At 62.6% G+C, this 17,642-nt stretch carries 14 protein-coding genes; 8 read left to right on the forward strand and 6 right to left on the reverse strand.

Going from position 1 to position 17,642, the window contains the following annotated elements; genetic code table 11:
• Positions 1-23 precede the first annotated feature (23 nt).
• A complete protein-coding gene (locus AB5Y80_RS14355; protein ID WP_010675200.1) occupies positions 24-380 on the reverse strand; it encodes a DMT family protein in 357 nt (118 codons plus the stop codon).
• A 112-nt stretch (positions 381-492) separates the two neighbouring features.
• Between AB5Y80_RS14355 and AB5Y80_RS14360 the strand changes: the two genes are divergently transcribed.
• The 3 genes from AB5Y80_RS14360 to AB5Y80_RS14370 all read left to right on the forward strand — a co-directional run bounded on the left by AB5Y80_RS14360 (position 493) and on the right by AB5Y80_RS14370 (position 3,067).
• Positions 493-1,224 carry an ABC transporter substrate-binding protein gene (locus AB5Y80_RS14360; protein WP_039041212.1) on the forward strand — a complete coding sequence of 244 codons (732 nt, stop codon included), beginning with the start codon at positions 493-495 and terminating at the stop codon, positions 1,222-1,224.
• Between the two features lie 75 nt (positions 1,225-1,299).
• On the forward strand, positions 1,300-2,307 hold the full coding sequence (gene btuC, locus AB5Y80_RS14365) for a vitamin B12 ABC transporter permease BtuC (protein WP_039041213.1): 1,008 nt from the start codon (positions 1,300-1,302) through the stop codon (positions 2,305-2,307).
• The gene (locus tag AB5Y80_RS14370) at positions 2,294-3,067 is read left to right on the forward strand and encodes an ATP-binding cassette domain-containing protein (protein WP_368173114.1); all 774 of its coding nucleotides are present in this window, start codon (positions 2,294-2,296) and stop codon (positions 3,065-3,067) included. The genes btuC and AB5Y80_RS14370 overlap by 14 nt, the downstream gene beginning before the upstream one ends.
• A gap of 212 nt (positions 3,068-3,279) precedes the next feature.
• Here the strand turns inward: AB5Y80_RS14370 and AB5Y80_RS14375 are convergent, their stop codons facing one another.
• Positions 3,280-4,344, reverse strand: coding sequence for a 3-deoxy-7-phosphoheptulonate synthase (locus AB5Y80_RS14375; RefSeq protein ID WP_010675196.1), 1,065 nt, complete (start codon positions 4,342-4,344; stop codon positions 3,280-3,282).
• 141 nt (positions 4,345-4,485) lie between these two features.
• Between AB5Y80_RS14375 and AB5Y80_RS14380 the strand changes: the two genes are divergently transcribed.
• On the forward strand, positions 4,486-4,866 hold the full coding sequence (locus AB5Y80_RS14380; protein ID WP_052816484.1) for a diacylglycerol kinase: 381 nt from the start codon (positions 4,486-4,488) through the stop codon (positions 4,864-4,866).
• Positions 4,867-4,944: 78 nt separating this feature from the next.
• Here AB5Y80_RS14380 and serA read toward each other — a convergent pair whose 3' ends face one another.
• From serA to AB5Y80_RS14400, 4 genes are all read right to left on the reverse strand, one after another.
• Positions 4,945-6,177, reverse strand: coding sequence for a phosphoglycerate dehydrogenase (gene serA, locus AB5Y80_RS14385; protein WP_039040384.1), 1,233 nt, complete (start codon positions 6,175-6,177; stop codon positions 4,945-4,947).
• 265 nt (positions 6,178-6,442) lie between these two features.
• A complete protein-coding gene (rpiA, locus tag AB5Y80_RS14390) occupies positions 6,443-7,096 on the reverse strand; it encodes a ribose-5-phosphate isomerase RpiA (protein ID WP_039040383.1) in 654 nt (217 codons plus the stop codon).
• A 142-nt stretch (positions 7,097-7,238) separates the two neighbouring features.
• Positions 7,239-7,835, reverse strand: coding sequence for a 5-formyltetrahydrofolate cyclo-ligase (locus tag AB5Y80_RS14395; RefSeq protein WP_368173107.1), 597 nt, complete (start codon positions 7,833-7,835; stop codon positions 7,239-7,241).
• A 104-nt stretch (positions 7,836-7,939) separates the two neighbouring features.
• Positions 7,940-9,286: a Na+/H+ antiporter NhaC family protein gene (locus tag AB5Y80_RS14400; protein WP_368173108.1), complete on the reverse strand. Its 1,347-nt coding sequence runs from the start codon at positions 9,284-9,286 to the stop codon at positions 7,940-7,942.
• Positions 9,287-9,602: 316 nt separating this feature from the next.
• Here AB5Y80_RS14400 and dapB point away from each other — a divergent pair, with 316 nt between their 5' ends.
• The 4 genes from dapB to leuA all read left to right on the forward strand — a co-directional run bounded on the left by dapB (position 9,603) and on the right by leuA (position 17,614).
• Positions 9,603-10,415 carry a 4-hydroxy-tetrahydrodipicolinate reductase gene (gene dapB / locus AB5Y80_RS14405; RefSeq protein WP_041213393.1) on the forward strand — a complete coding sequence of 271 codons (813 nt, stop codon included), beginning with the start codon at positions 9,603-9,605 and terminating at the stop codon, positions 10,413-10,415.
• 659 nt (positions 10,416-11,074) lie between these two features.
• A complete protein-coding gene (gene carA / locus AB5Y80_RS14410; protein ID WP_010675189.1) occupies positions 11,075-12,211 on the forward strand; it encodes a glutamine-hydrolyzing carbamoyl-phosphate synthase small subunit in 1,137 nt (378 codons plus the stop codon).
• Between the two features lie 16 nt (positions 12,212-12,227).
• On the forward strand, positions 12,228-15,452 hold the full coding sequence (carB, locus tag AB5Y80_RS14415) for a carbamoyl-phosphate synthase large subunit (RefSeq protein WP_041213100.1): 3,225 nt from the start codon (positions 12,228-12,230) through the stop codon (positions 15,450-15,452).
• 503 nt (positions 15,453-15,955) lie between these two features.
• Positions 15,956-17,614 (forward strand): 2-isopropylmalate synthase, encoded by a 1,659-nt coding sequence (gene leuA, locus AB5Y80_RS14420; protein WP_041213099.1) that lies wholly within the window; start codon positions 15,956-15,958, stop codon positions 17,612-17,614.
• Positions 17,615-17,642 lie beyond the last annotated feature (28 nt).

Below are 17,642 nucleotides of genomic sequence, written 5' to 3' on the forward strand. Positions count from 1 at the left end.
ATGAATGGCTTGAGTGTACAGCCTCAGGCGCCGGTCAGTTTTTCGCGGAACACAAAAAAGACCGCGCCCAGGATGCACAGACCCGCCCAGAGGTAGTCCCACTTCAGATCTTCTTTCAGATAGAAGATGGAGAAGGGAACGAACACGGTGAGGGTGATCACCTCCTGCAGGATCTTGAGCTGGCCGACGGAGAGCACGGTGTGGCCGATGCGGTTGGCGGGCACCTGCAACAGGTATTCGAACAGGGCTATCCCCCAGCTCACCAGGGCGGCGATGATCCAGGGTTTGTGATTCATGCTCTTGAGATGGGCGTACCAGGCAAACGTCATGAAGACGTTGCTGCAGATGAGCAGGCCGATACTGGTCATGATGGGGTTCATTAGGTTCTCCTTTTAAATCAATGCATTTTATCTCGACTCCATGGGTTTTCATAAGTGGTGCTTGAGGGTATTTTTAGCTCACAAGGATGTAACAAAAGAAGGCGAATGCTGGATGGGCAAGACAAGCTGGGGTGCGCTTTGTCTGTTGTTTGCCTGCTGGGCGCAAGGTGCGCCGACCCTGACGGTGGCCACCGATGTCTGGCCGCCGTTTCGCATGCTGGCAGAGAACGACGACTTCCAGGGGCTGGATATCGACATTCTGCGCCAGTTGCAGGCACGCAGCGGCATTGTGCTTACCCTCAAACGGGTGCCCTGGGGACGGGCACTCAAACAGATGCAGACCGGTCAGGCGGATCTGATGATAGGGCTGGCTCACACCGAGGAGCGGGCCGCTTTCATCGACTACCTGCAGCCGTCCTATTACCAGTGCCGGCCTGCCTTCTATGGCAAGCCCGCCGCCGTGGCCGGCCTCAGGCGCTACGAGGATTTGAGGGGCCGCGAGATTGGCTATGTGCTCAACTCCGCCTACTTCCCCCCCTTCGATGGCGACACCCAGCTCGACAAGCACGGGGTCCCCACCGAAGACCAGTTGCAGCGCATGGTGGAGCGGGGCCACCTGCCCCTGATGATAGGGACCGACTGCCAGGTGGATTACGCCCTGAGCCAGCGCAACGACGCCGGCCTCGTCAAGGCACCCTTCCAGCCCCCCAACCCGGTGGTGCTCTACCTCGGGATGAGCAAGCACTCACCCCACCACGAGCTGGGCCCCAAGCTGGCGCAGGCGTTGCAAGCCATGGTGGAGAGCGGCGAGATAGCGGCGCTGGCCAAGCCCTACCAGCCTTGACCTTGGGTGGTAACGCGCTGTTATCATGCAGCTTTCCTGCCTGCCCCCCGGCGGGCCTCGCTTCTTGGGGATCCCGTGTATCTCGCTCTCATCCGTCGCCAGCAGCGCTGGCAGCGCCGCTGGCTGCTCCTGCTGTCGCTGCTGACCCTGGCCCTGTTCCTGCTCTCCCTCGCCCTCGGGGAGTTCGTGCTGCTGCCCTGGCAGCCGCTGGGGGATCTGGAGCTGCGCATCCTGCTGGAGTTGCGCCTGCCGCGCGCCCTGCTGGCCCTGCTGGCGGGGGCTTCCCTTGCCTGCGGCGGTGCCGTGCTCCAGGTGATGCTGCACAACCCGGTGGCGGAACCCGGCCTGCTCGGCGTCTCGAGCGGCGCTGGGCTGGCCGCCATGGTGGCGATGGCGGTGGCCAAGGGGCTCGGGCTCTATCTGCCGGGCTGGGGGCTGTCGCTGGCGGCCTTTGGCGGCGCCCTGGTGGTGACCATGCTGCTCATCCGTCTCGCACGCCGGGCACGGCTCGGCCATGGGCGGCTGCTGCTGTTCGGGGTCGCCATCGGCATCCTCACCAATGCGGCCATGACCTGGCTGATGTATTTCGCCGACGACGGCGCCTTGCGGGAATTCATGTTCTGGATGATGGGGAGTCTCGCCTACGGCAGCCAGCAGCTCGCCTGGTGGTGGCTGGTGCTGCCCCTCACCCTCGGCTGGCTCTGCTGGCAGGGACGGGCACTGCAACAACTGCTGTTGGGAGAGACCCAGGCCCGCCTCATGGGGCTGAACGTGGACAGCATGCGGGTACGCCTGGTGCTGGCGGTCTGTCTGCTCACCGGGGTGGCGGTCTCCCTGTGCGGCGTCATCGGCTTCGTCGGCCTGGTGGTGCCTCACCTGCTGCGCCTGTGCGGTGGCAGCGATCAGCGCTTCCTGCTGCCCGCCTCGGCGCTGGGGGGCGGCGCCCTGCTGCTCGGGGCCGATCTGGTGGCCCGCTCGGCGCTGCACGCCGGTGAACTGCCCATCGGGGTCATCACCGCCTCGGTGGGCGCCCCGCTCTTTATCTATCTACTGCTGAGGCAAGATGCCGATGTGTCCCGCTGATCCCGCCCCCTGGCGGCTGGAGGCCCGCGCCCTGGCCATCCCCCATCGCCTCGACCCCCTGGATCTCGCCTGGCCCGGCGGTCAGCTGGTGGCCCTGCTCGGCCCCAACGGCAGCGGCAAGTCCTCCCTGCTCGGGGCCCTGGCGGGCCTGCTGCCCGCCGATGGCGCCGTCTTGCTGGGAGGAGAGGCCATCACGACCCTGAGCTGGCCCGAGCTTGCAACGCGGCGCGCCATGCTGCCCCAGCGCCAGCCCCAGCTGTTCCACATCCCGGTCTTCCAGGTGCTGAGCCTGGGGCTGGAGGAGGGGGACCCCGATGCTCAGGCGCAGGCGGTGGCGGATGTGTGCGACGCCCTGGAACTGGCTCCTCTGCTGGCACGGGACTTCAGCCGCTTGTCCGGGGGGGAGCAGCAGCGGGTGCTGATCGCCCGCACCCTGCTGCAACTGTGGCCAAGCCTCAATCCGACCGGGCGGGTGCTGCTGCTGGATGAACCCCTGGCGGGGCTGGATCTGCATCACCAGATGGCGCTGCTGCGGCTGCTCAAGCAACTGGCCGCGCAGGGATTGCTGGTGGTGGTGGCCATCCACGACATCAATCTGGCCATCGACTGGGCGGATCGCGTGCTCTGCCTGCAACAGGGCCGCGTGGTGGGGGAAGGGGGCGTCGGGATCATCGACGAGGCGCTGCTGGAGCGGGTGTTCCAGATCCGTACCGATCGTATCGAGGCGGCTGGCCGCACCTGGTTTATGCCGAGTCTGTGAGGCGGTCTTCCCCCTCATCCCCAGCCCTTCTCCCATTCTTTTGAAACAAGCGGGAGAAGGGAGCCGCTCCGTCGACTACGGATACAGCATTGAAAACCTGCAGAGGCGGAGTGAAGCCAAGGGGAGCGAGTGAATCACTGTGGAAATGAAAAGAGCCAGGCATCCGTGATACCTGGCTCTTTGAATTGGTAGAGAGAGCGTTGAGCGGTTGCTCAGGCTTTCTGCTTGTCCAGCCGCACCTGGGCGGCTTCTGCCAGCATGGCCAGCAGGGTTTCGGTGTCACTCCACGACAGACAGGCATCGGTGATGCTCTGGCCGAAGGTGGCGGCACAGCCGTTCTCCACGTCCTGACGCCCTTCCACCAGGAAGCTCTCGGCCATGATGCCGGCGATGCCGGTGCGGCCGCGGCGCAGCTGATCGCAGATATCCTGGGCCACCAGCAGTTGGCGGCGGTGATCCTTCATGCTGTTGCCGTGGCTGAAGTCCACCACCAGGCGCTCCGGCAGGCCCACCTGGGCCAGAGCCTCACACGCCTCGTCGATGCTGGCGGTGTCGTAGTTGGGCCTGTGGCCGCCGCGCAGGATCACGTGGCCGTAGGGGTTGCCGGCGGTGCGGTAGATGGTCATCTTGCCGTCCTTGTCCGGGGAGTAGAAGATGTGGCTGTGACGGGCGGCGCGCACCGCATCGATGGCGATGCGGGTGTTGCCGTCGGTGCCGTTCTTGAACCCCACCGGGCAGGAGAGGGCGGAGGCCATCTCCCGGTGAACCTGGGACTCGGTGGTGCGCGCCCCGATGGCGCCCCAGGTGATGAGATCGCTGATGTACTGGCCGGTCACCATGTCCAGGAACTCGGTGGCGGTGGGCATGCCGGTCTCGTTGATGTCCACCAGCAGTTTGCGGGCCAGTTTCAGCCCTTCATTGACGTCGAAACTGCCGTCCAGGCGCGGATCATTGATGAGCCCCTTCCAGCCGACGATGGTACGCGGCTTCTCGAAGTAGGTGCGCATCACGATGCACAGGCTCTCTTTGTACTCTTCACGCAGGGTGTTCAGACGCAGAGCGTATTCGTGGGCGGCGGCGGGATCGTGGATGGAGCAGGGGCCGACGATGACCAGCAGGCGCTGATCCTCACCGGACAGAATGGCTTCCACTTGGCGGCGGGCATCCAGCAGGTTCTGGGCGATGGTGTCGGTTAACGGGAAGGCGTGCGCCAGCTCGCTGGGGGTGATCAGGGCCTCCAGGCGACGGGTGCGCAATTCATCGGTGTGAATGGACATACGACTCAATTCTCGAGTGGATAAGGTGGGCGGGATGCCAAAATGCAAGGGAATAAAATAAAGCAAAAGTCACCCGATGGAAACCTTGGGCGGCTCTGATAGGATGTGAACCCAAAAGCCATTTCAAATGAGGTAGTTATCGTGGCAAAGCCAGGCGCGACCGGGATCACCCGCATCATCAACGCAACCGGTTACAGCATGAAAGGTCTCAAATCGGCCTGGGTCAACGAGGCCGCCTTCCGTCAGGAGCTGCTGCTCATCCTGCTGCTGATGCCGCTGGCATTCTGGATAGGTGACTCCCTCAACGAGATCCTGCTGCTCGTCTGCATCAGCTGGCTGGTGGTGATCGTCGAGGTGCTCAACTCCGCCGTGGAGGCGGTGGTGGATCGCATCGGCTCCGAGCATCACGAACTCTCGGGCCGCGCCAAGGATCTGGGCTCCGCCGCCGTTTTCATCGCCCTGGCCCTCAATGCCCTGGTGTGGGGTGCCCTGGTGGGCCGCAACCTGCTGGGCTGGTGGTAAGCTGCGAGAGCAACCTTTCTCCTGACATAAAAAAGCCCGTCATCACGACGGGCTTTTTGCTGCGCAGATAAGGGCTTATCAGTGCAGGATCCGGGCACGGATGGTCCCATTGATCTCTTTGAGACGGGCCAGGGCCTTCTCGCTGTGCTCGGTTTCGACGTCGATGACCACGTAACCGATCTCGCTGCTGGTCTGCAGGTACTGACCGGCGATGTTGATCCCCTCGTCGGCGAAGATCTGGTTGATCTGGTTCATCACGCCGGGCTGGTTGCGGTGAATGTGCAGCAGGCGGCTGGAGCCCTTGTGGCCGGGCAGGGAGACTTCCGGGAAGTTGACCGCGGAGAGGGTGGAGCCGTTGTCGGAGTATTTGACCAGCTTGTTGGCTACTTCCAGACCGATGTTCTCCTGGGCTTCCTGGGTGGAGCCGCCGATGTGGGGGGTCAGGATCACGTTGTCCAGGCCGCGCAGCGGGGTGAGGAACTCCTCGTCGTTGGACTTGGGCTCCACCGGGAAGACGTCGATGGCGGCGCCGGAGAGGTGGCCGCTCTTGATGACGTCGGCCAGGGCGTCGATGTCCACCACGGTGCCGCGGGAGGCGTTGATGAAGATGGCGCCCGGTTTCATCATGCGCAGTTGCTCTGCACCGATGAGATCCTTGGTGGAGGCGGTTTCCGGTACGTGCAGGCTGATGACGTCAGACATGTTGAGCAGCTCCACCAGGTTCGGCACCTGGATGGCGTTGCCAAGGGAGAGCTTGTTCTCGATGTCGTAGTAATAGACCTTCATGCCGATCATCTCGGCGATGATGCCAAGCTGGGTGCCGATGTGGCCGTAGCCGATGATGCCGAGCTTCTTGCCGCGGGCTTCGACGCTGCGGTTGGCCAGCTTCTCCCAGACGCCGCGATGGCACTTGGCGTTCTTCTCGGGAATGCCGCGCAGCAGCAGCAGGATCTCCCCCAGTACCAGTTCGGCCACGGAGCGGGTGTTGGAGAAGGGGGCGTTGAAGACGGGGATGCCGCGCACGTGGGCGGCGTCGAGGGAGACCTGGTTGGTGCCGATGCAGAAGCAGCCGATGGCCACCAGCTTGGTGGCGGCATCCAGCACCTTCTCGGTGATCTGGGTGCGTGAACGCAGGCCCACGAAATGCACGTCACGAATGCGCTCGATCAACTCCTCTTCCGACAGGGACGTCTTCAGATATTCCACATTGGTGTAGCCGGCTGCCCGAAAGGTCTCCACCGTGTTGGGATGGACTCCCTCCAGCAGCAGTACCTTGATCTTATCCTTGTCCAGCGAAAACTTGGCTGTCATGACGTTCCCTCTATTGTTTTGAAAAATGCGTTCAGGCTTGCAGTGTGAAGAAAACCGTAAAGTAGCAAAAACGTTTGGGAGAGGGAATATTTGTGACGAAAGTCAAATTCTTTGAAGTTATCAACGATTGTTGCAGATGTGCTGCTACAAGCCATTGAGGGATAACCAGAAACGGCGCCATGAGGCGCCGTTGTCCATTTGGGGCAGTCAGATTGACTGACCGGGGCGGGGGCTTGCCCGGAGGGAGAGGTCCGGGGAGCAGGCCTTAGTTGGTGATCACACCCTCGGGGGTGCCGATCAGCACAACGTCGGCGCCACGGTGGGCGAACAGGCCGTTGGTGACCACGCCCACGATGCTGTTGAGGCGGGTTTCCAGAGCCTTGGCATCGGTGATGGCCATGCCCTTGACGTCCAGGATGATGTTGCCGTTGTCGGTCACCACCCCTTCACGCCACACCGGGTTGCCGCCAAGGGCGCGGATCTCGCGGGCCACGTATTCGCGGGCCATGGGGATCACTTCCACCGGCAGGGGGAAGGTGCCCAGCACGTCGACGGTCTTGGTGTTGTCGATGATGCAGATGAACTGGTCGGCCACGGCGGCGACGATCTTCTCGCGGGTCAGGGCGGCGCCGCCCCCCTTGATCATGTCGCGGCTGGCGTTGATCTCGTCGGCACCATCCACGTAGACGGAGAGGGCATCGATGTCGTTGAGGTCAAACACCGGGATGCCGAGACCCTTGAGGCGCTCGGTGGAGGCGATGGAGCTCGACACCGCGCCCTTGATCTGGTCTTTCATGGTCGCCAGTGCGTCGATGAAGTGATTGACGGTAGAGCCGGTGCCCACCCCGACGATGGTGCCGGGTACCACGTATTTGAGCGCAGCCCAACCGGCCGCCTTCTTCATTTCATCTTGAGTCATGATGGATCCTTATGGAAAAAGCGGGCGCATTATATCCAAGCATCCCCCCCAGAGCGACCATGGTGCTCACGTTCCGGCGCAAAAATCCCCAAGATGTAAATCGTTTGCCTGTTTATTGAACCGAAGGGGGCGCCCCGTCTGATCAGGCAAAGTGCCAGCTGCGGCTGGGGGTGATGATCTGGGGGAGCGGCACGTCCCACTGTTCCCGGGGGACGGCATCCACCTGCTGGCAATCGTGGGCGAGCCCCAGGGGTCTTGGGCCGAGCTGGTGCTCGTGCCAGCAGGCGAGGGTGCGATCGTAGTAGCCGCCCCCCATGCCGAGGCGGTTGCCAGCCTCATCGAAGGCCACCAGCGGGGTGCAGATGATGTCCAGCATGCTGTGGGGCAGTACCTGCTGCACGTCGAGCTCGGGCTCGGCGATGCCGTAGCGGTTGCGGGTCATGGGGGTGGTGGCGGTGTAGCGCAAGAAGAGCAGGTGACCCGGGGTGAAGGGGTGCAGCACCGGCAGGTAGACCTCCTTTTGCCGGGCCCACAGCCAGTGGATGGCGGGCAGGGGATCGAGCTCCCCGTCGTTGGCCAGATAGAGGGCGATGCGCTTGGCCGCGAGGATGCCGGGGTGTTCCTGGAAGCGCTCGACCAGCTGCTGGGCCGCCGCCTGCTGCTCGGCCTGGCTCAGGCTTTTTCTGCGCTGGCGAATGAGCTGGCGCAGGTTCTGACGTTCGGGTTGGGTATCCGGCATGGGGACTCCTGGGCAAAGGTGGGCTGGCGCTACCTTAGCAAGGGGCCGACGGGATGAAAAGCCGATGGCGGGGCCGCCAGCCGGGCGGCCCCTGAGGTCGGGTGTCAGGAACGGTGGGGGGCGGGAGCCACTGCGCCCATCTGGTGCTTGAGGAAGACGGCCACGATGGCGGCCAGTGCCAGCGCCATGGGGTAGAAGCTCATGCTCACGACCAGGATCGGCGAGAGGGCGAAGATGGAACCCAGCAGCAGCGCCTGGGCGCCCCAGGGAATCAGCCCCTGTACCACGCAGGAGAAGATGTCCAGCATGGAGGCGGCGCGGCGCGGGGTGACCCCGTGATGGTCCGCCAGATCCCTGGCCACCTTGCTCGCGACTATGATGGCCACGGTGTTGTTGGCGGTGCACAGGTTGGTGAGGCTCACCACGCCGGCGATGCCGAGCTCGGCCGCCTTCTCATTCTGCTCGCCATCGTGGTGGCGGGTGAAGCGGGCAATCAGGGCGGCGATGCGCTCACTTATCCATGCGAGCCCCCCCTGGCGTTCCATCAGGGCACCCAGACCGCCGATGAGCATGGAGAGCAGGAAGATCTCCTGCATGCTGGTGAAGCCTTGATAGATGTCCTTGCTGAATTGGCCGAGGGAGTAGCTGCCAAGCAGCCCCACGCCACCGGCCGCCAGGATGCCGAGCCCCAGTACCATGAAGACGTTCATGCCAGAGAGGGCCAGCACCAGGATCAGCAGATAGGGGGCGACCTTGAGCATGTCAGCCTCGGCGGTGGGGGCCGGCGCTTCACCGGTGGAGCCCAGCACCAGATAGAGCAGGATCACCAGCACGGCGGCGGGGGCGGCAATCTTGATGTTCTCGCGAAACTTGTCCTTCATCTCGCAGCCCTGGCTGCGGGTGGCAGCGATGGTGGTGTCTGAGATGATGGAGAGGTTGTCCCCGAACATGGCGCCGGAGAGGATGGTCCCCGCCATCAGCATCGGATCGATGCCGACGGCCTGGGCGACGCCCAGCGCCACCGGTGCCACGGCGCCGATGGTGCCCATGGAGGTACCCATGGCGGTGGCAATGAAGGCAGAGATGAGGAAGAGCCCCGGCAGCAGGCACCAGCCCGGAATGAGGGAGAGGCCGAGGGCGACCGTGGCATCCACCCCGCCGGTGGCCTTGGCCACGGTGGCGAAGGCGCCCGCCAGCAAATAGATGAGGCACATGGCCATGATGTTGCTCTCGCCCACCCCCTTGAAGAAGGTCTCGAGGTTCTTGTTGAACCCCTCGCGTCCCATCAGCAGGGCCAGCATGACGGCAGGCAGGGCGGCAACGGGGGCGGGGAGCTGGTAGAAGGCAAACTCGACCCCCTGCAGGGTCAGCCAGGTACCGGTTCCGATGAAGAGGGCAAGAAAGACCAGAAGGGGCAGCAGGGCTCTGGCACGGGGTTGGGTCTGGATCATGTGTTCCTCGAAACTTGAACAATGACCTCCTGTCGTTGCCTGTGGCGCCTCCGGGGCGGGCACAGGGCGGGCATCCTGCCACCATGGGGGGCCAACAGTAGTGAGTCGGCCCGCCCGGGTCAAGATAGCCGTCCAGATGGATAGGGCTTTTTGCTTCGTGATTCTGACTTGTCTGGTTATTCCGTTATTTATTCTGTTTTTATTGAATTTATCGTTTAAATGTCGGGGTGGTTTGGCGGGCCAGATCGGGCTTTTCAAAGGGGACGCGGGCTGGTAAAACGGTCTCTTTCCATAATAAAGAGATGAGAGGGTGGAGATGGACAATCCGATCCGTGTGGCCGTGATGGGCTGTAATGGTCGTATGGGCAAGGTGCTGCTGGAGGCTATCGCCAACGCCGAGGGCGTGGTGGTGGGAGCGGCGCTGGAACGACCGGGCTCTGCCGTGATCGGTCTGGATGCGGGTGAACTCAACGGCCTGGGGCGCCTTGGCGTCATCATCAGCGACAGTCTGGAGAAGGTGAAGGACGAATTCGATCTCATCATCGACTTCACCCGCCCCGAGGTGACCCTGGCGAACCTCGCCTTTGCACTGGCGCATGGCAAGCAGATGGTGATCGGCACCACCGGCTTTGACGAGGCGGGCAAGGCGGCCCTGCACGAGGCGGGCAAGCAGATCGGCATCGTCTTCGCCTCCAACTACTCGGTCGGGGTCAACCTGGTGTTCAAGCTGCTGGAGCAGGCGGCGAGGGTGATGGGGGAGTACACCGACATCGAGATCATCGAGGGGCACCACAGACACAAGGTGGATGCTCCGTCCGGCACCGCGCTCTCCATGGGGGAAGTGGTGGCGAAAACCCTGGGCCGGGATCTGAAAGAGTGCGCCGTCTATGGCCGTGAAGGGATCACCGGTGAGCGGGATCGCAACACCATCGGCTTTGCCACCATCCGCGCCGGGGATCTGGTGGGGGAGCACACCGTCATGTTCGCCGACATCGGCGAGCGGGTCGAGATCAGCCACAAGGCTTCCAGCCGTTTGACCTTCGCCAACGGTGCAGTGCGGGCGGGCAAGTGGCTCGGCCAGCAAGAGGCCGGTCTCTATGACATGCAGGATGTGCTCGGTCTGAAATAAACCGTCTTCAGGGGGAGTGCAGACTCCCGTACTGTTTGCCAAACCCCGGTCCGCCGGGGTTTTTTGTCACTTTTTTGTAGAAATAAGCCTTAATCATCACTTTTTGAGTGAACCTCGCTAAATCCTGCCATTCTTACAAGCCTGCCACCCTCTTGCGACAAAAATGTCATCAAGGGGTAACGGCTTTGGGTCTCAATATTCCCCTGCGGGGGGCATTTTGTCCTGATGTGAAATAGACTAAAAATGCAATCCAAGAAAAACGTTTTCTATTCTTTGCGTTCACTTTTCTGGCTTCAAATGGTGTTTTTGCTGTTGTGTTGTTTGTTTTTTAATTTTCTATCTTGCTGTTTATTAAGTAATAAATATGGATTTTTGTGCGTTGCATGGCATCGGATGCCGCTTTGTTGTCTGTGTTTGGCTTTTCTTTTTGAAGAGGGGGTTGCAAAGCGAGTGAGTGCATAGATAATGGGTAATGTTGCTTGTTTATTGAATTTAGATGCATTTCAAACGAGAAAAGACGTTGAAATGAGATCGTTTTTAAGTAGAATGCGCCCAATTTGCCAGAAATCTGCCGGGTTCGAGTCCTGTCAAAGACCGGAACCGAGCCCGCAACACCCAGGTAAATTGCTGAATTTAAAGCTAAATAACTGGAGGTTGTCTTGAATCACACTGCATTGCTAGTGCTGGAAGATGGAACTGTGTTCAAAGGCGTGTCGATAGGCGCCGAGGGATGTTCCGTTGGTGAAGTGGTTTTCAACACGTCGATGACGGGTTATCAGGAAATCCTCACAGATCCCTCCTATTCCCGTCAGATCGTTACCCTCACTTACCCTCATATAGGCAACACCGGCACCAACAGCGAAGATGAAGAGTCCAGTCAGGTCCATGCTCAGGGCCTCATCATCCGGGACCTTCCGATACTGGCCTCCAACTTCCGCAATCAGCAATCCCTCTCCGATTACCTCAAGTCTCACAACATCGTTGGCATCGCCGACATCGACACCCGCAAGCTGACCCGCATCCTGCGTGAAAAAGGCGCCCAGGCCGGTTGCATCCTGGCCGGCAAGCAGCTCGATGAAGCCCATGCCCTCGAACAGGCCCGCGCCTTCCCCGGTTTGAAGGGGATGGACCTGGCCAAGGAAGTGACCGTGAGCGAATCCTACAGCTGGACTGAAGGCAGCTGGCAGCTCGGCAAGGGTCACGTCACCCCGGCGGCCGATGAGCTGAAATACCACGTGGTGGCCTACGACTTCGGCGTGAAGCGCAACATCCTGCGCATGCTGGTGGACCGTGGCTGCCGCCTGACCGTGGTGCCGGCCAAGACCCCGGCCGCCGAGGTACTGGCGATGAACCCGGATGGCATCTTCCTCTCCAACGGCCCCGGCGACCCCGAGCCGTGCGACTACGCCATCGAAGCTATCAAGGCTTTCCTTGATACCAGCACCCCGGTGTTCGGTATCTGCCTGGGCCACCAGTTGCTGGGCCTGGCCTCCGGCGCCAAGACCATCAAGATGAAGTTCGGCCACCACGGTGCCAACCACCCGGTGAAGAGTCTGGACGACAACACCGTGATGATCACCGCCCAGAACCACGGCTTTGCGGTGGACGAGCAGACCCTGCCCGAGTGCCTGCGTGCCACCCACGTCTCCCTGTTCGATGGGTCGCTCCAGGGCATCCATCGCACCGACCGTCCGGCCTTCAGCTTCCAGGGTCACCCCGAAGCGAGCCCGGGCCCGCACGATTGTGCCGGTCTGTTCGACCACTTTATTGAATTGATTAAGCAGTATCGCGCCTAAGAGGATAAAGAGAGCCATGCCAAAACGTAACGACCTACAGAGCATCCTGATCCTCGGCGCCGGCCCCATCGTCATCGGCCAGGCCTGCGAATTCGACTACTCCGGCGCCCAGGCGTGCAAGGCCCTGAAAGAAGAGGGCTACCGCGTCATCCTGGTGAACTCCAACCCGGCCACCATCATGACCGACCCGGAGATGGCCGACGCCACCTACATCGAGCCCATCACCTGGGAAGTGGTGCGCGAGATCATCAAGAAAGAGCGCCCGGACGCCATCTTGCCCACCATGGGGGGTCAGACTGCGCTGAACTGCGCCCTGGCGCTGGAGCAGCATGGCGTGCTCAAGGAGTTCGGTGTCGAGATGATCGGCGCCACCGCCGACGCCATCGACAAGGCCGAAGATCGCTCCCGCTTTGACAAGGCCATGCGCAGCATCGGTCTCGAGTGCCCCCGTGCCGGCATCGCCCACAATATGGAAGAGGCCTGGGGCGTGCAGCAGATGGTAGGTTTCCCCTGCATCATCCGTCCCTCCTTTACCATGGGTGGCTCGGGCGGCGGCATCGCCTACAACACCGAAGAGTTCGTGGAGATCTGCGAGCGCGGTCTGGATCTCTCCCCGACCAAGGAGCTGCTCATCGACGAGTCGCTCATCGGCTGGAAAGAGTACGAGATGGAAGTGGTGCGGGATCGCAACGACAACTGCATCATCGTCTGCGCCATCGAAAACTTCGACCCCATGGGCATCCACACCGGTGACTCCATCACGGTCGCGCCAGCCCAGACGCTGACCGACAAGGAGTACCAGATCATGCGCAACGCCTCCATGGCGGTGCTGCGCGAGATCGGTGTCGAGACCGGCGGCTCCAACGTCCAGTTCGGCATCAACCCCAAAGACGGCCGCATGGTCATCATCGAGATGAACCCGCGGGTGTCGCGCTCCTCTGCGCTGGCCTCCAAGGCGACCGGCTTCCCCATCGCCAAGATCGCCGCCAAGCTCGCCATCGGTTACACCTTGGACGAGCTGATGAACGACATCACCGGTGGTCGCACTCCGGCCTCCTTCGAGCCGGCCATCGACTACGTGGTGACCAAGGTACCGCGCTTCAACTTCGAGAAGTTTGCTGGCGCCAACGACCGTCTGACCACCCAGATGAAGTCCGTCGGCGAAGTAATGGCCATCGGCCGTAACTTCCAGGAGTCCCTGCACAAGGCCCTGCGTGGCCTCGAGACCGGCAAGACCGGCTTCGACCCCATGGTTGACCTGAACGCCCCCGACTCCCTGACCCGCATCCGTCACGAGCTGCAGGATGCCGGTGCCGAGCGCATCTTCTACATCGCCGACGCCTTCCGCGCCGGTCTTTCCATGGACGGCGTGTTCAAGCTGACCAAGATTGACCCCTGGTTCCTGGTGCAGATTGAAGAGCTGGTCAAACTCGAAGAGCAGGTGAAAGAGCGCGGCATGGCCGGTCTTGACGCCGACTTCCTGCGCGCCCTCAAGCGCAAAGGCTTTGCCGACGCCCGTCTGGCCAAGATCCTCGGCGTGGCCGAAGGTGAAGTGCGTAAATTGCGTGCCCGCCACAACATCTTCCCGGTCTACAAGCGGGTCGACACCTGCGCGGCCGAGTTCGCCACCAATACCGCCTACATGTACTCCAGCTACGACGAGGAGTGCGAGGCCAACCCCACCAACCGCGACAAGATCATGGTCATCGGTGGCGGCCCGAACCGTATCGGTCAGGGCATCGAGTTCGATTACTGCTGTGTGCACGCGGCCCTAGCCCTGCGCGAAGACGGTTACGAGACCATCATGGTCAACTGCAACCCGGAAACCGTCTCCACCGACTACGATACCTCCGACCGTCTCTACTTCGAGCCGGTGACCCTGGAAGACGTGCTGGAAATCGTGCGGGTCGAGCAGCCCAAGGGCGTCATCGTCCAGTACGGCGGCCAGACTCCGCTGAAACTGGCGCGGGCATTGGAAGCGAACGGCGTGCCGGTGATTGGTACCAGCCCGGATGCCATCGACCGCGCGGAAGACCGCGAGCGCTTCCAGTCCGCCGTCGAGCGTCTGGGGCTCAAGCAGCCGGAAAACGGCACCGTCACCGCCCTGGAGCAGGCCGTGCAACTGGCCACGCGCATCACCTACCCGCTGGTGGTTCGCCCCTCCTACGTGCTGGGTGGCCGCGCCATGGAAATCGTCTATGACGAGCAGGACCTGCGCCGCTACTTCGCCGAGGCAGTGAGCGTCTCCAACGAGTCGCCGGTACTGCTGGACCGCTTCCTGGACGACGCCACCGAGGTGGACGTGGACGCCATCTGCGACGGTACCGATGTGGTTATCGGCGGCATCATGGAGCACATCGAACAGGCCGGTATCCACTCCGGTGACTCCGCCTGCTCCCTGCCGCCCTACACCCTGTCCAAGGCCATTCAGGACGAGATGCGCGAGCAGGTGCGCAAGCTGGCGCTGGAACTCGGCGTGGTCGGTCTGATGAACGTGCAGTTCGCGGTGAAAGACAACGAGATTTACCTCATCGAGGTGAACCCCCGTGCCGCCCGTACCGTGCCCTTCGTCTCCAAGGCCACCGGCGCCCCGCTGGCGAAGATCGCCGCCCGCGTCATGGCCGGTCAGAGCCTGAAAGAACAGGGCTTCACCACCGAGATCATCCCGCCCTACTACTCGGTGAAGGAAGTGGTACTGCCGTTCGCCAAGTTCCCGGGTGTGGACCCGCTGCTGGGGCCGGAAATGCGCTCCACCGGTGAAGTCATGGGAGTGGGCAGCAGCTTCGCCGAGGCCTATGCCAAGGCGCAGCTGGGAGCCGGTCACCAGGTACCGAGCGAAGGTCGCGCCCTCTTGTCCGTTCGCCACGGCGACAAGGAACGGGTGGTCAACCTGGCCGCCAAGCTGCTGGAGCTGGGTTATGACCTCGACGCCACCCACGGGACCGCCGTGACCTTGGGCGAGGCGAGCATCAACCCGCGTCTGGTCAACAAGGTGCACGAGGGTCGTCCGCACATTCTGGATCGCATCAAGAATGGCGAGTACACCTACATCGTCAACACCGCCGAGGGTCGTCAGGCCATCGAGGACTCCAAGCAGCTGCGCCGTGGCGCCCTGCAGCACAAGGTGGCTTACACCACCACGCTGCACGCGGCCTTCGCCACCTGCATGGCCATCAGTGTCGATGCCACCGCCAATGTGAACTCGGTGCAGGAGCTGCACGAGAAGGTGAACAACCGCTAAGAGCACCGGTAACACGCTGCCGGCTCGATGCACGCAAACCCCGCCAGCGATGGCGGGGTTTTTTATTGCCTGCGCCCTGCCACTCCCGGGGAAACGCCTTCAAGGAAGATGGGTGAGATGGCGAATAATTCATCATGGGTGGTGATACTCACCCCATGAATGAACTTTCACTGCATCAATATTGCTGAATTGGCATGATGGGGTGCAATCTTCGCAATCTCTCGCCCCCACGACCTCCCTATACTGGGTGCTCATACAAACAAGGTCGTCTGCGCCGACACACCGAAAGGTGGCGTGCGAGAGGATCAGCGCCCGCAGCCCGATCCGGCTGCCGTGGCCGGCCCCGGTGACCGACGGGGGCCGCAGGAAAACCGGTCGCGGGGTTACCGCCGCGCGACTCGTCAGGGACGGTGTTACCGCACCAACCCGCTTCCCCTCCTTGCCCCACCCGCCTGTCGGCCCGGTCGTCCGGCGCCTCGCCCATCCGTCAAGGGAATCTGAATATGAGCTTCGATCATCGCAAATACCGCCGTGCCCCCGTGATCAACCTGGCGGATCGCCAGTGGCCCAACCGGGTACTGGAGCGGGCACCGCTCTGGTGCGCCGTGGACCTGCGCGATGGCAACCAGGCGCTGGTCGAGCCCATGACGGTGGCCCAGAAGCTGCAAATGTGGGCGCTGATGACCCACATCGGTTTCAAGCACATCGAGGTGGGCTTCCCGGCGGCCTCCCAGCCCGACTTCGATTTTGTGCGCGAACTCATCGAGCGCAACCTCATCCCCGATGACGTCACCATCCAGGTGCTGGTGCAGGCGCGCGAAGATCTGATCGCCCGCACTTTCGAGGCCCTCAAGGGGGCGAAGCGGGCCATCGTTCACGTCTACAACTCGGTCAACCCGACCCAGCGCAACTATGTGTTCAACTCAGGCAAGGACGGGGTCAAGGCCATCGCCGTGCAGGGGGCGCGCTGGGTGCGGGAGTATGCGGCCCGCAATCCGGGCACCGAGTGGAGTTTCCAGTATTCTCCGGAGAGCTTCAGCAGCACCGAGGTGGAGTTCGCCGTCGAGGTGTGTGACGCCGTCATCGACGAGTGGCGTGCCGCTGCCCGTCCCATGATCCTGAACCTCCCCGCCACGGTGGAGGTGAGCACCCCCAACGTGTTTGCGGATCAGGTGGAGTGGTTCTGCCGACACCTCAAGGCGCGACCCGAGGTGAGCATCTCCATCCACACCCACAACGACAGAGGCTGCGGGGTGGCCGCCGCCGAGCTGGCGGTGCTGGCGGGGGCGGATCGCATCGAGGGCACCCTGCTCGGCAACGGGGAGCGCACCGGCAACATGGACATCGTCACCATGGCCATGAACCTCTACAGCCAGGGGATTGACCCCGAGCTGGACCTGTCTGACATGGATGCCATCGTCGCCACCGTGGGGGCCTGCACCCAGATTGCCCTGCACCCGCGCCACCCCTATGCCGGCGAGCTGGTCTACACGGCGTTTTCCGGCAGCCACCAGGACGCCATCCGCAAGTCTCTCGCGGCAGAAAAACCGGATCACTACTGGGACGTGGCTTACCTGCCCATCGACCCTGCCGATCTTGGTCGCAGCTACGAGGCGGTGATCCGCATCAACAGCCAGTCCGGCAAGGGAGGGGTGACCTATCTGCTGGAGCGTGACCTCGGTCTGCAACTGCCGCGCTGGCTGCAAATCGACTTCAGCCGCCGGGTGCAGGCCGAGGCTGAGGCGAGCAGCAGCGAAATCAGCCCGGAGCAGATCCGCACCCTGTTCGAGCAGCACTATCTCGAGCCTGCCCACGGCTATCGCATCGGGCGCTTCCAGCTCGGTCATGACAGTCAGGAGAGCCTGCGCCTGGAGTTGCAGACCCCCCACGGCACCCTGCAACTGTGCGGTGAAGGGGAGGGAGCCATCACCGCCCTGGTCAACGGCTGGCAGCGTCAGACCGGCATGCACATCGATGTGCTGGATTACTCCGAGCATGCGCTCACCGCCGGCACCGAATCCCGCGCCGCCGCCTATGTGCTGCTGAGCGTCGAGGGCACCCGGATGTGTGGCGTCGCCGTCGGTCGCGACGTGGTCAACGCCTCCCTGCAGGCGGTGATCAACGGCGCCGCCCAGCATCAGGCCCTGCGCCAGAGCGCCTGAGGCGGCACTGCCCGCTTGCCGTGAGGGC

It is taken from the genome of Aeromonas sp. R2-1, from assembly GCF_040908425.1.
Taxonomy (GTDB): Bacteria; Pseudomonadota; Gammaproteobacteria; order Enterobacterales; family Aeromonadaceae; genus Aeromonas; species Aeromonas caviae.

Excerpts from the sequence above, each read along its gene's own strand:
- AB5Y80_RS14395 (WP_368173107.1), bottom strand. The coding sequence starts at position 7,835 with ATGCCGGATACCCAACCCGAACGTCAGAACCTGCGCCAGCTCATTCGC.
- serA (WP_039040384.1), bottom strand. The coding sequence starts at position 6,177 with ATGACAGCCAAGTTTTCGCTGGACAAGGATAAGATCAAGGTACTGCTG.
- AB5Y80_RS14355 (WP_010675200.1), bottom strand. The coding sequence starts at position 380 with ATGAACCCCATCATGACCAGTATCGGCCTGCTCATCTGCAGCAACGTC.
- AB5Y80_RS14400 (WP_368173108.1), bottom strand. The coding sequence starts at position 9,286 with ATGATCCAGACCCAACCCCGTGCCAGAGCCCTGCTGCCCCTTCTGGTC.
- carB (WP_041213100.1), top strand. The coding sequence starts at position 12,228 with ATGCCAAAACGTAACGACCTACAGAGCATCCTGATCCTCGGCGCCGGC.
- AB5Y80_RS14375 (WP_010675196.1), bottom strand. The coding sequence starts at position 4,344 with ATGTCCATTCACACCGATGAATTGCGCACCCGTCGCCTGGAGGCCCTG.
- rpiA (WP_039040383.1), bottom strand. The coding sequence starts at position 7,096 with ATGACTCAAGATGAAATGAAGAAGGCGGCCGGTTGGGCTGCGCTCAAA.
- AB5Y80_RS14360 (WP_039041212.1), top strand. The coding sequence starts at position 493 with ATGGGCAAGACAAGCTGGGGTGCGCTTTGTCTGTTGTTTGCCTGCTGG.
- dapB (WP_041213393.1), top strand. The coding sequence starts at position 9,603 with ATGGACAATCCGATCCGTGTGGCCGTGATGGGCTGTAATGGTCGTATG.
- AB5Y80_RS14370 (WP_368173114.1), top strand. The coding sequence starts at position 2,294 with ATGTGTCCCGCTGATCCCGCCCCCTGGCGGCTGGAGGCCCGCGCCCTG.
- leuA (WP_041213099.1), top strand. The coding sequence starts at position 15,956 with ATGAGCTTCGATCATCGCAAATACCGCCGTGCCCCCGTGATCAACCTG.